General features: G+C 71.1%; 10 protein-coding genes. 2 read left to right on the top strand and 8 right to left on the bottom strand.

Features of this window, described 5'->3' with window-relative positions; all coding sequences use genetic code 11:
• Positions 1–11: 11 nt before the first annotated feature.
• The 7 genes from AAME72_RS04225 to AAME72_RS04195 form a co-directional block, all read right to left on the bottom strand.
• The gene (locus tag AAME72_RS04225; protein ID WP_348788987.1) at positions 12–1,529 is read right to left on the bottom strand and encodes a sugar transferase; all 1,518 of its coding nucleotides are present in this window, start codon (positions 1,527–1,529) and stop codon (positions 12–14) included.
• A 394-nt stretch (positions 1,530–1,923) separates the two neighbouring features.
• Positions 1,924–2,640 carry an SOS response-associated peptidase gene (locus tag AAME72_RS04220; RefSeq protein ID WP_348788986.1) on the bottom strand — a complete coding sequence of 239 codons (717 nt, stop codon included), beginning with the start codon at positions 2,638–2,640 and terminating at the stop codon, positions 1,924–1,926.
• A 15-nt stretch (positions 2,641–2,655) separates the two neighbouring features.
• The gene (locus tag AAME72_RS04215; protein ID WP_348788985.1) at positions 2,656–3,864 is read right to left on the bottom strand and encodes a DUF998 domain-containing protein; all 1,209 of its coding nucleotides are present in this window, start codon (positions 3,862–3,864) and stop codon (positions 2,656–2,658) included.
• A gap of 66 nt (positions 3,865–3,930) precedes the next feature.
• Positions 3,931–5,502 (bottom strand): hypothetical protein, encoded by a 1,572-nt coding sequence (locus AAME72_RS04210; protein ID WP_348788984.1) that lies wholly within the window; start codon positions 5,500–5,502, stop codon positions 3,931–3,933.
• A 445-nt stretch (positions 5,503–5,947) separates the two neighbouring features.
• On the bottom strand, positions 5,948–6,985 hold the full coding sequence (gene mgrA / locus AAME72_RS04205) for an L-glyceraldehyde 3-phosphate reductase (RefSeq protein WP_348788983.1): 1,038 nt from the start codon (positions 6,983–6,985) through the stop codon (positions 5,948–5,950).
• A gap of 97 nt (positions 6,986–7,082) precedes the next feature.
• The gene (locus AAME72_RS04200; protein WP_348788982.1) at positions 7,083–7,241 is read right to left on the bottom strand and encodes a hypothetical protein; all 159 of its coding nucleotides are present in this window, start codon (positions 7,239–7,241) and stop codon (positions 7,083–7,085) included.
• A gap of 64 nt (positions 7,242–7,305) precedes the next feature.
• Positions 7,306–7,566: a DUF1049 domain-containing protein gene (locus AAME72_RS04195; protein WP_348788981.1), complete on the bottom strand. Its 261-nt coding sequence runs from the start codon at positions 7,564–7,566 to the stop codon at positions 7,306–7,308.
• 101 nt (positions 7,567–7,667) lie between these two features.
• Here AAME72_RS04195 and AAME72_RS04190 point away from each other — a divergent pair, with 101 nt between their 5' ends.
• The gene (locus AAME72_RS04190) at positions 7,668–10,232 is read left to right on the top strand and encodes a LuxR C-terminal-related transcriptional regulator (RefSeq protein ID WP_348788980.1); all 2,565 of its coding nucleotides are present in this window, start codon (positions 7,668–7,670) and stop codon (positions 10,230–10,232) included.
• A 92-nt stretch (positions 10,233–10,324) separates the two neighbouring features.
• Complete coding sequence (locus AAME72_RS04185) at positions 10,325–10,582, top strand: DUF4190 domain-containing protein (RefSeq protein WP_348788979.1); 258 nt, start codon at positions 10,325–10,327, stop codon at positions 10,580–10,582.
• Between the two features lie 23 nt (positions 10,583–10,605).
• On the opposite strand, the gene treS is transcribed toward AAME72_RS04185, so the two are convergent.
• The gene (gene treS / locus AAME72_RS04180; protein ID WP_348788978.1) at positions 10,606–12,885 is read right to left on the bottom strand and encodes a maltose alpha-D-glucosyltransferase; all 2,280 of its coding nucleotides are present in this window, start codon (positions 12,883–12,885) and stop codon (positions 10,606–10,608) included.
• Positions 12,886–12,915 lie beyond the last annotated feature (30 nt).

Raw genomic sequence — 12,915 nt, 5'->3', positions numbered from 1 at the left:
CGTTGGTCGGGTCAGTACGCGCCGACGGGATGGGCCAGCACCTTCGCTGTCCGCCAGATGATGACGAGATCCCCGGTCAGCGACCAGTTCTCGACGTAGTAGAGGTCGAGGCGCACGCTCTCGTCCCAGGACAGGTCGGAGCGTCCGTTGACCTGCCACATCCCGGTGAGTCCGGGCTTGATGTAGAGACGGCGGTGCACGTCGTCGTCGTAGCGCGCGACCTCGGCGGGGAGCGGGGGCCGGGGGCCGACGAGGCTCATGTCGCCGAACAGCACGTTGAACAACTGGGGCAGCTCGTCCAGCGAGAACTTGCGCAGCGTGCGCCCGATGCGGGTGATCCTCGGGTCGTCCTTCATCTTGAACAGCAGACCGTTGCCCTCGTTCTGCGTCTGCAGGGCCGCGAGGCGTGCCTCCGCGTCGATGACCATCGACCGGAACTTGTACATCCGGAACGTCTCACCGTTGCGTCCCACCCGCTCCTGCGCGAACAGCACGGGCCCGCCGTCGTCGAGCTTGATGGCGATGGCGACCGCCAGCAGCAGCGGGGTGAGCAGGAGGAGCCCGATGCTCGTCGCGATCATGTCGAATCCGCGCTTGAGCACGTGCTTCGTCCCCTCGAACTGCGGGATCTCCACGTGGATGAGCGGCAGCCCCTCGACCGGCCGGAAGTGGATCCGGGGGCCGGCGACATCGGTGAGCGGCGAGGCGAGGACAAGCTCGGTGGCGGTGCCCTCCAGCTGCCAGGCGAGCCGGCGGATGAACTCGCCGCCGCTGAGCGCGCGACCGGCGACGATGACCGTGTCGACGCCCAGCCGCGCCGCTGCGGCGGCGACGCCCTCGAGGTCCGACACGATGGGGACCTCCCGGTCGGGCGAGGAGATCCGCCTGCGCATCGCGGCCTCCTTCTTCTGGCCCTTGCGCTTGCCGGTGTCCAGCGCGGCACCCACGACGTTGTAGGCCGCGCCGGACTTCTGGTGGATCTGCCGGACGACGTAGTCGACGTCGGTGAAGCGTCCGACGACGAGCGCCCGCGACAGATAGTGGTCGAACAGGCGCTGCCCGCTCAGCCACTTCCGCCACAGCCAGCGGCCGAAGAGCACGGCGAGCATCCCCGACGGGAGGGCGAGCACGAAGTAGCCGCGCGCGATGTCGACCTTCGCGACGAGGAAGACGATGGCCAGGATGCCGAAGGTGAGGGCGCTGGATGCGATCACCCGCCGGTACTCGGTGACGCCGACACCGACGACGCGCGCGTCACGCGTGTGGTAGACGGCGAGCGCGAGCAGCCAGGTGGCGGCGATCGTGAGCGAGATCGTGAGGTAGCCGGTGCGGAACCCGGCGGCGGTGGTGTCCGCGTCGTCGAAGCCGAAGCGGAGGAAGACGGCGCCGATCGTGCTCGCCAGGACGAGGACGGTGTCCGTCACGACGAGCCGCTGCTTGTATCGCCGGGCCCAGGTGCGCTCCGAGCTGAGGCTCTGCAGCGCTTCGCGGCGACCGCCGAGGGTCGTGCGCGCCTTGACGACGGTCATCGTGTCACCTCCCGCGTGAGGAGGAGCGGGGAGCCGACGACGGCTTGGGGGAAGCCGTGGTCTCGAACGGTTTCACCGCCGCCGGCTCCGTTCCGCGAGGGCGACCCGCCGCCCAGCGCCTCCCGGGCGTCCGCGAGGGGGTTGAGTGCTCGCGTGGCTCGGAAGATGTGCGTCGGGTTCACGGGTCGTCCCTGGGTTCTGGTGGTGCATTCGGGTGGTGGTGTGAACCGGTGTGGGACGTCGGGTGGGTGTTCGGGTCTTTCCCCCCAGTAAAGTGATTGTTCCTCACCTATTCACAAAGGTGAGAATACATCGTTTTTTCAGGTTCGCGCTCCCCGCGTTTGGGGGGTGAGCGCGTTCGCGAGGGGGTGGAGGGGAGCGTCGCTGGGACGGCCTAGTCGGCGTCGCTCAGCGGCTCGATCAGCGTCGGGTCCTCGGGGTCGACCGTGCGCGAGTTGTTGACGCGCCTGTCCACCTCGTAGCTCGCGATCGTGCCGGCGACGTGGTCGGACTCGCTGGCGAGGAACGCCACCATGTCCTCCTTGGCTGCCTCGTCCAGCTTGTCGGGGTCGAGGTAGTCGTCCCATGCGCTGCGCTCGAGGAACACCGGCATCCTGTCGTGGATCTCGCCGGACGCATCCCGTGCGGGCCGCGTGATGATCGCGGTCGAGACCTGCCACTCGCCGTCCACCTTGCGGGCGGTGTAGAGGCCGGCGGCCGCAAGGAGCCCTCCGGTCTGCGCGTGCAGGAAGTGCGCGCGCTTGTGCCCTGCCTCGCCCGTCCACTCGTAGTAGCCGCGCATCGGGACGAGCGCGCGCGAGGACGCGAAGGCGCCCTTCCACATCCCGTTGCTCGCCACCGTCTCCAGACGCGCGTTGAAGTTCGGGCGCTTGGAGTCGCGGATGAACGCGGGATGGAAGTCCCAGACCGCCGCGTCGACGGTGCGCTCGATCTCTCCGGTGCCGCTCCGGACGCGCTCACGGACGATCGGCACCGGGTCGGTGGGCGCGATCGAGTACGTCGGCCGCCAGTCGCGGAAGTCCCCGCCGGCCGCGACGAACTCCTGGATCAGCTCATCCGTCTCCGAGTCCAGGGCGAAGCGTCCGCACATGGTGACAGTCTGCCCCTAACCGCCGACGTTCGCGCCGCCGACGTTCGCGCCGCCGACGTTCGCGCCGCCGACGTTCGCGCCGTCGACGTTCGCGCGGGCGGATGCGCCGGCCTGCTGCGCGCGCACGCTCGCCGTCGTCGTGTCCTGGGTCGTCGCCACGGTGACCCGCAGGAAGACGATGATCCAGCTGAAGATCAGAACGGCCGCGACGAGCTCGACCGCGGTGAGGTTGTAGTACCCGATGGCGAAGAAGACGGCGACGGCGACGATCACCGCCATGAACACCCAGCCCAGCCACACGAACGCCCGCGGCAGCCCCGGCATCGCCCAGCGGATGCCGATGGCGAGCAGGCAGAAGACCACGGCCATCCCGGTGGCTACCGTGTTGTGCAGCAGGAAGAACCGGTTGACCGGGAACAGCCCGACACAGGCGAGGAAGGCGCCGACGAGGATGAGCGCGGCGCGCACCTGCAGCTCGCCGCGCTCCGGCGGGCGGTCGTCCGCGCCGGGCGAGCCGGTCGCGTACCGGGCGATCGCGGTGACCAGGATGCCGCCGACGATGACGGTCAGGTTGAACGTCATCCCGGAGACGTCGTCCGTCATCCCGAGCGCGCTGAGGTTCTGCTTCCACCAGTGCGGGTTGGACGCGGTGAGCATGCTCGTGATGGCGCCGACGACCAGGAACACCGCGAGCACCGTCGAGAGCAGCAGCGGGTTCATGTTGGCCGCCGACAGGAAGACGTAGTACGCGCTCACCGCCGCCGCCGTGCCCACCAGCAGGACCCCGGGCAGCGCGAACACCTCCGCATCCTGGAAGCTCTTGGCGAAGACGTCGCCGAGCACGGTCCACAGCAGCAGCACGACGATGGCGTGGGCGACGGCGATCGCGAGCGAGTCGAAGACCTCGACCGCGGCGCCCATCCGCGACCGGTACTCGACCGCGCCGCCGAACCAGGGGATGCGCCAGCTCGCCAGCCGGCCGCCCGCGTAGGCGAGCACGGCGACGACGGCGCCGGAGACGGCGGCGAACTGGCCGATGGACCCGTCGCCGTCGATGGTCAGGTCGCGGCCTGCGAAGACGAAGAGGGCGACGACGGCGACCGCCGCGAAGGCGACCGCACCCACGCCGAGCGCGACGGACTCGACCGACGCCGCCCGCAGCCGCGAGAGCCGTTCGGCCGCCCCGTGCGGGAGACCCGTCCCCTCCGACTCCGCTGCCCTCATGCGTTCGAGCTTACGCACCCCGCAGGGTCACGCAGCGGCCCCGCTCGGAGCGCGTCGATTCCGGGCTCACCGGCTCAGCTCGATGAGCATCGTGCGATGGGTCGGGACCATCAGCCCGGTCTCCTCGAAGCCGATCGCCTCCAGCTCGGCCATGCCGTACCTGCTGAGGTCGCCGTCGATGTCGTTCTCCACCAGCCAGACCCGCCTCACGCCGTCGAAGCGGCCGCGCTCGGCGGCGGCGGTGACCGAGTAGGCGCGGTCCGCCCAGCCGACGTTCCGCGCGAACGGCGTCGCCAGCGTCACATCCCGCACCTCCGCGAATCCGTCCGGGTAGGTGTGCATCGCCAGTCGCGGACGCGCGGACGGCTTCGTCGACTCGTCGAACACGACGGCGTCGCCCGGCTGCGCATGCGCGGCCATCGCCGCGCTCACCTCCGACCAGTCGGAGTCGTTCTTCGCGTACGGGCCGCGCTGGAGCAGGTAGACCGGCGTGCAGACCGCCACGAAGGCCAGGACGCCGGCGCCGGTCGCCGCCGCCACCGGCAGCCGCCAGCGGCCGGCGATGAGGCGACCGAGGACGAGCAGACCTTCGGCCACGAGCAGCGCGGCCGCGGGCGCGGCGAAGGTCGAGTAGCGCGCGGTCCACATCGGGACGATCAGGTTGAGCAGGAGCATCGAACCGGTCGGGACCACGAGCCACGCGGCGGCCACCCACGCCGTCGAGAACGGCAGGGCGCCTCCGCCGGAGCGGCGCCACGTCCTGATCGCGGAGCCGATGGCGAGCAGGACGAGCGCCCAGGCGACGGCCGCCACCCAGGGCGTGCTGAACCACGGCGTGTAGAGGGCGCCGAGCGGGTCGGACGGTTCGCTGCCCAGGTAGCCGATCTGGCTGCGCTCGAGGAAGGCGAGCACCGCGAGCGGGATCAAGGACGCGATGGCGGCGCCGGCCGCGATCGCCCAGGCACGGACGGTGCGCCGCGCGGTGCGCGTCGCGAGCAGCAGCACCAGGTGCGCGAGGAGCATCGTCGAGAAGTAGAGGAAGAGGTACGAGGTCGCAGCGACCCCGACGCCGTATCCGATCCAGGAGGCGCGGCGCACCCCCGCCGTCGCGGTCCGGCCGCGACCGTCCGCGAGCCACACGAGCAGCAGGGTCAGCCACACCGCCGCGGCCGCGGTGAGGGCGAACGAGCGCGTCTCCTCGCCCGCGTAGGTGAGCCGGGGGAGGACGCAGCCCACGATCCCGGCGACGACCGCGGCGGCCGGCCCGCCGCGCCTGCCGGCGAGGAGCGTCATCCCGGCGACGGCGAGCCCGATCGCGACCGCGCTCGGGAACCGGAGCGCGAACGCACTCTCGCCGACCAGCCGGATCCAGCCGTGCATCCCGAGGTAGTAGAGGCCGTGCACCGCATCCACGTGCGTCAGCATCGCCAGCAGGCTGCCCACTGGGCGCTGCGCCGAGAGCAGCGTCGTCGCCTCGTCTCCCCAGAGGGACGGGATCCAGCTGCCCGCCGCGCACACCACGAGCGCCACCAGACCGAAGGTGACCGCGATCGTCCACGGTCGGACCGCCGCGAGCGGTTCGGCCGGGGTTTCGACGTCCTCCGCGGGCCTGCGGCCCGACTCGGTCAGCGCGCTCATGTCCCCCACTTCTACCCGGCGCAAGGAAACAGTCGATAGCCAATCAGAGGACCTCTGTAGTCGCCTGGACGAGAACTGCGGAAACTCACACGTGCGCCGACCGTGCCGCGCGCTGGGTGGGGCATGCTGGATCCCGGGCGGCCGGCTTCCGCCGACCTCCCGGGATCCGCCCCACGCGCCGGGAAGACGCGATACCCGTGATCCGCATCGCGACGCGTCCAGCGCGTTGCCCGCAATCTATGTCCCCGCCGCCCCGACCGGCAGGGGATTCACACCCCATCCCCGGGGTGGTAAACGCCGGCCCGCTGCCGCACGGGCTGCCGCCGCCGGGCGTCGAGGGGCAGGAAAACGTCGCTTTCCCGGGTGAGAAGCGACAACAACGTGCCCCTCGGCGCCCGCGCCACGTCGCGGCCGCCGAGGGGCACGGGGAGCGGGAGGGTCCCGCTCAGAGCTCCCCGCGGCGCGCGCCCGCCCAGAGGTCGACGCCGGTGTCCACGGCGTGCTCGTCGATGGCGGCGAGCTCCGCGTCGGTGAACGAGAGGTTGTCGAGGGCTCCGACGTTCTGCTCCAGCTGGTCGACGCTGCTGGCCCCGATGACGAGCGAGGTGACGCGCTCGTCGCGGAGCGCCCAGGCGAGGGCGAGCTGGGCGAGGGACTGCCCGCGGGCCGCCGCGATGTCGTTCAGGGCGCGCAGCCGGCGCACCGCCTCGTCCGTCAGCCAGTCCGCGTCGAAGGACGTCCCGGCGCTCGCCCGGGAGCCGTCCGGGATGCCGTTCAGGTACTTGCCGGTCAGCATCCCCTGCGCGAGCGCGGTGAACCCGATGACGCCGACGCCGAGCTCGCCGGTGGCATCCAGGAGGCCCTCCGTCTCGATCCAGCGGTTCAGCATGGAGTACGACGGCTGGTGGATGAGCAGCGGAGTGCCCAGGTCACGAAGGATCTCGGCCGCCCGGCGGGTCTCCTCCGGGCCGTACGAGGAGATCCCGACGTAGAGCGCCTTCCCGCTGCGCACCGCCGTGTCCAGCGCGGCCATCGTCTCCTCGAGCGGCGTGCTCGGGTCCGGCCGGTGCGAGTAGAAGATGTCGACGTAGTCGAGACCGAGCCGCTGCAGCGACTGGTCGAGGCTCGCCAGCATGTACTTGCGGCTTCCGCCGCCCTGACCGTACGGGCCGGGCCACATGTCCCAGCCCGCCTTGGAGGAGACGACGATCTCGTCCCGGAACGGACGCAGGTCCTCGCGCAGGATGCGGCCGAAGTTGATCTCCGCCGCGCCGTACGGCGGGCCGTAGTTGTTCGCCAGGTCGAAGTGCGTGATGCCGAGGTCGAAGGCCCGCCGGACGATGGCCCGCTGGGTCTCGAACGGGCGGTCGTCTCCGAAGTTGTGCCAGAGACCGAGCGACAGGGCGGGCAGATCGAGCCCGCTGCGACCGGTGCGGCGGTAGAGCATGGAGTCGTAACGTGTCGGGGAGGGTTCGTAGGCCATGCTTCCCAGCGTCGCGGCTTCGCCCTGCGTTGTCCAACAGTTCGCGACGATCCGATTGTGCGGCGCGGCTGCTGAGTGCCGCGCCGCACAGCGGATGTCAGCTGCGGTTCGCGCCCCGCCGCATCCAGCCCACGATCAGCGTGATCACGAAGAACACGATGCCGAGGATGGCAAGCCACAGCAGCCCCTTGATGGCGAAGCCGAGGATTGCCAGGATTGCCCAGACGACGAGCAGGATGATGATGAGAGCGATCATGCTCTGCACGAAACCCCGAGCCGTGCGTCCGGTCAAGCGGTTGACACGCACCGGGGCCGGCTGATCACCGACGCGATCGGCGCGCGGCCCGGTTCCTCGCGAAGATCCAGCCCACCACACCGCCGACGACGAAGACGATCAGCACGAGGGCCCAGGTCGGGATCGTCAGTTGCGCCCACAGCAGCAGGATCGTGGACGTCTCGTCCGCGACGCCGTTCTGGATCGCGACCACCAGCAGCAGCACGACCAGCACGATCGCGAGCCACTTGCGCTTCAGGAACCGAACGAAGCCGTTCTCGCCCGCGGGGTCGGTGTTCTGGCTCATGGGCACAGTATGGCGGGCGCCGGGCCGCGACGCCTAGACGCCGGCGAACCGGGAGGACTAGATTCCGTCCCAGCCGAAGCACCGATACGGAAGAAGGCACCGTGTTCGCCGGACGCAGCGAGGAGCTGGACCTGGCGGCCGCCCTGGTCGCCGCCGGCACCAGTGTGGACGTCGTCGGGGCTCGCGCGAGCGGCAGGACCGCCTTCCTGAGGCAGCTCGCGAACCGGCTCGGCGACGACGGCTGGGCGGCGATCACCATCCGCGGCGTCGCGTCCCTGCGCGAGCAGCCGTTCGCCGCGATGCACCTGGCCGGGGTGGGGGCACCGAGCGATGTCCGCGGCACCTCGACGCTGCAGGTCACCGCCGGCGCGCTGCTCGACCGTGCCGAGCGCCCGCGCTCGGTGCTGTTCATCGACGACTGGGACGACCTCGACGAGACCTCGTGGGGCGTCGCCGAGTCCGTCCGCCGCGCGACCGGCCTGCCGATGGTGCGCACCCGGTTGCAGGGCCGTGCCGCGCGGCACACGCCGACCGGCCTCACCGCGTCCAACCTGGACCCGGTGATCGTGGTCGAGATGACCCCCATGCGGTTCGAGGAGCTGGAGGAGGTGGTCGAGGGCGTCCTCGGCGGCCCGGCCGAGTCGGGCACGATGAGCCGGCTCTACTCCAAGTCGGGCGGCAGCATCGGTCTTGCGTTGAGCATGGCGGAGGTCGCGCTCAGGGAGGGCCGCATCCAGCGGGACGAAGAGGGCCGCTGGGCTGCGGTGCGCGACCTGTGGAGCCCGGCACTGTCGGCGATGATGGAAGTTCACCTGGAGAACATCGGTCCGGCGGCGCGGGATGCGCTGGAGACGATCGCGCTGGTCGGTGTGGCGGACCTGGAGACGGTGCGCAGGCTCGTGGACTGGGATGCGCTGGAGCAGCTCGAAGAGCGCTCGATGATCACCCTCGTCCCGTCCGGCGACAGGCAGCTGGTGACGGTGATCCCGCCGCTGCTGGTGGAGTTCTTCCGCCATCAGCCGGTCGCGGTGCGCAGGGTGCGGATCACCGAGCTGATCATCGACAGGCTGGGCACCTCGGACACGATCGGCGCGATCCTCGCGTACGAGGCGGCCGTCCACCGCCCGCAGGCCGAGAACGACGCCATCCTCGCCCGGCTCCTCCGCGAGCGCGACCGGGCGCGCCGGATCGTGACGGCCGCGGAGTGGACGGCCGACCCGTCGCCGGCGACGGCGGTGCGGTTCGTGTCGACGTTGCTGGACGCCGAACCGGCCGACCCGGCGATCGCGGAGGTGATGACGAAGACCGACGCCCACATCGGCGAGGCCGCCGACCGGGCGGAGTTCGCGGTGCTGCGCGCCCGCTGGACCGCCTACATCGTCGGCGACGTCGACGCGGCCCTCGCCTCCCTCGAGAGCCAGAGCGAGGGGATGGGCGACTACGCCCCCCTCCTCCAGGCGGAACGCGTCGCCATCGTCGCCCAGACCGGAGGCGACCACGCCGGGCTCGGCCTGCCGGACGACGAGGCGGTGGTGGACGGACCCGTCCCGGTCCACGTCCGGGTGCTCGAGGTCAGGATGCTGCTGCAGCTGGCCCGCGGCGAGTTCGACGCGGTGAAGCAGCTCTTCGCTCGGATCACCCGGATCGACCCGGAAGGGACCTCCCATCGGGCGCGGATCTACGCGGCAGAGGCGGACATTGCGCTCGGCTCCCTGGATGCGGCCGTCGCCGCCATGTTCTGCGGGCTCGACGAGGCGCGCGGCCAGCTCGACGTCGGCGCGATCAGGGCGTACAGCGCCACCATCGCCCGGGCCCTCGTCGTCGCCGGCGACTACGAGGGCGTCGACGCCGTGCTGGACACGGTGTTCGCCGCAGGCGACCCGCCTCCGGTGCCCCCGCCCGTCCCGATGATGCTGTTCACCTCCGCGGCCGTCGTCGCGATCCGGCGCGGTAATGCCGCGCTCGGGGAGCGCTACGCCAACGCGGCCGCCGCGCTGCGGTTCGACGACGGGCCGCTGCCGGTACAGGCCAAGGTGATGGCGGCGGCGCAGCTGCGGGCGCTCACGGATCCGTCGGCCGCCGCGTCCATGCTCTGGGAGCTGGCGGAGCGCGAGTGGGCGAACGGGAACCGGTACGCGGCCAGTTACAGCCACCTGGTCTCCCTGGAGATCGAGTTCTCGGAGGACAGGGCCGGCGTCGCCGTCGAGCGGGTCGGCATCATCGGTGGCCGGCTTCTCGTCGACCGGTTGGCGTACGTGCTGGCGAACCACGCCAAGGACCCGGACGCGCTCCTGGGCGTGGCCGCCGAACTCGAGTCGTCCGGGCAGGTCGGCCTGGCCCTCTCCGCGACGCGCACCGCGTCCATGCTGTTCACGGACCGGCGCCAGAGCGAGCGGGCACGCGAGGCGATCGACGACGAGCGCCGGCTGCTCGCGCAGTCCCGGCCGCGCCGCATCCACACAGAACGGTTCTCTCCCACAACGCACGCCCTGAGCGAGCGCGAGCGGGAGGTGGCCAGGCTCGCGATCGACGGGCTCAGCAACCCGGAGATCGCGGCCCGGCTGGTCATCAGCGTGCGAACGGTCGAGAGCCACATCCACCACGTCATGCGGAAGCTCGACGTCAGCACCCGCCAGGCGCTGCGCTTCTACGCGGGCAGGGTCTGAGCGACCGCAGGAACGCGGAACGCCCCGCCGTCGCGCACGGACGTGCGGTTGCCGTGCCCCGGTCGGTTGCGTAGGCGCCGTACTCTCGCGCCATGACTCCTCTTCCCGGTTCGGCGCCCGCAGCCCGGCTCAGTCCGCTCGCGGTCGTCGCATTCGTCTTCGTGTTCGTGTTCCCGCCGGTCGCGATCCTGCTCGGGTGCATGGCTCAGAGTGCAATGCGGCCCACGCCCGGTCGCGGCCGCGGTCTCGCGAAGGCGGCCGTCCTCCTCGGATCGGTATTCACCGCCCTGACCGCGCTCTCCCTGCTGGTCTCGTTCGGCCTGATCGGGGCCTCGCTCCACGTCGGCTGATCGGCCGTCGAACGACCACCGGCTCAGCCCGCCGCGGGGTCCGGCTCCGGGCGGCGCAGCAGCAGGAAGCGCGCGCCGTAGGGGCCGATCCGTAGCGGGAAGCTGCTGAGGTTGTCCACCACGGAGACCTCGCGCTCGTTCGACGCGTCGACGACCGTGGCCCCGAGCGGCAGCGCGTCGGAGCGCACCGTGCCGTCGACCGCGTCGCCGGTCATGTTGAGCACCGTCAGCTGCACGATCGGCAGGCCGTGGTCGTCCAGCGTCTCCAGCTGGTGCACGAGCACGAGCATCCCGGGATGCGCGACGTCCGGCACGTCGATCTGGCGGGCCGTCGCGATGCCGTAGCGCGAGCGGATGCGCAGCAGGCCGCGCAGCCGGCTCGCGAACGAGTCGCGGCGCTTCAGCTGCTCGGGAAGCGTCCCGTACAGCGAGCGGGCCCGCGGCATCCCGGAGGCCGAGCGCTCGGTCTCCGGCGCGATGCCGAGCAGGTCGTGCGCGCCGCGCTCCACCCAGCGGGTGTCGCCGTCGGCGATCAGGTCGGCGACCTCGGTGCGGGGCAGCGTCAGCGCGCCGAGCAGGTCCCAGCCGGAGAGGGCGAAGACGCCGGGCTGCCAGGCGTTGAACGCGGCAAGCAGCAGGTGCGCGTCCCGGATGCTCGGCACGTCCTCCTCGGTGATCGAGTCGAGCGTCGCGTGGCCCTGCGTCGCGGCGATGAGGGATGCCGTGGTGCAGGCGATCCCGTTCGTCGTGAACACCAGGTTGAAGTCGGCGGCGGGCTCGGTCAGCGCCTGCACCAGCTCGGAGCGGATCAGCTCGGCGAGCTCGCCGCCGGTCAGCTCCTGGTACCGGAACGGGTACAGGTCGTCCTTGTGCAGCGTCGCCCAGTGCACGAGCTCGTAGGTGAGCTCGTCGTGGTTCTGCAGGCCGTGGACCAGGCTCACCGGCTCGACGCCGAGCTCGAGCGAGGTGCGCAGCGTGAGCCGCAGGAACTCGGTGTCGCCGGTGGCGAGCGCGTGGTGGTACGCCGGACGGTTGATGAAGTCGTAGGAGAGGTCGGCTCCGACCGCGCCGGTGTCGCGGATGTCCTCGATCGTCAGGTTCAGCTCCTGGAACGTGAACCCGCCGACCTTGCGCACCATCCCGGCGATGACGTGGTTGGCCGCGTGCGAGAGCGGGTGCCCCTCCGACCAGGCGGGGAGTCCCTCCGCGCTCTTCTCCACGCCGAGGAAGCCGTTGGCGTCCAGTCGCAGGGCGCTGGTGCCCAGGTCGCCGAGGGAGTGCAGCGCGTCGCCGATCACCAGGCGCATCCCCGAGAACGTCGGGTCGAGCCAGTTGACCGACGGCTGGCCCTCCTTGAAGTAGTGCAGATACACCCAGCGCCGGGTGACTCCGTCGACGCCCACCACGGGCGCGGTCACGCTCCAGTTCGTCTCCTTGACGCCGGGCGCGTAGAAGATCACGCGCTGCAGCTCGCCGATGATGTAGCCGCGCTCGGCGAGCGCGGCCTCCGTCGCCGAATCCAGGTTCACCGAGTCGCGGTGCTCGGGGACCTCGGGCAGCAGGTGCCACTCGTCCGGCGGGATCTCGACCATGTGGTAGATGCCCGGGTAGTCCTTGTACGCCATCTCGGCGAGCCGGAAGTCGGCGCCCTTGCCGGTGTGGCCGGGGACGATGTCGTCGATCAAACTGCCGCCGTGCTCCTCGGCGACGTCGGTCATCCGCTGGAAGGTCTGCTCGTCGCCGAAGACCGGGTCGATCTGGGTGCCGATGCGGTCGAAGTGGCCGTCCACGCTCGGCGTCTCCTGCCAGCCGCGGATGCCGCCCGCGCGCTTCACCGGGCCGGTGTGCACGCCGGTGATGCCGATGCGCTGGAACACCTTCCACAGCTCGGGGTCGGCGAGGGCGGCGAGGAACGACTGATCCGGCCGGGTGATGAGCGAGATCGGGTAGGCGGTGAACCAGACATCGGAGACGGACACCGCACGGCGGGCGTCCGGGCGCGCGTACGGGTTCCGCCACATGCTCGGCGAGCCGGAGAGCTGCCGGCTCAGCACGTCGGCGTCCTTCAGCATCGACTGGCGGACGAGCCACTGCACGTAGGCGGGGTTCAGCCCGTTCGCGGCGCGGGGGTCGGCGGCGTTGCGCCTGATGCTGCCGCTGCGCAGGTTCGCCCGCGGGCGGAGCCGGCGCGGGCGGGCCGGGTACAGCTGTTCGTCGTAAGTGATCTCTGTGGCTTCCGGCTCGACGCTCTCGTTCTCTGTCGTGTCGGCCGATGTCTCGCGGGCCCCGACGGGCTCATCCATGTGCTCTCCTCCCGGCGCCTCACACGGTAT

The organism is Leifsonia sp. NPDC080035 (assembly GCF_040050925.1).
Lineage (GTDB): Bacteria > Actinomycetota > Actinomycetes > Actinomycetales > Microbacteriaceae > Leifsonia.
This window is presented reverse-complemented; position numbering and strand designations above follow the sequence as displayed.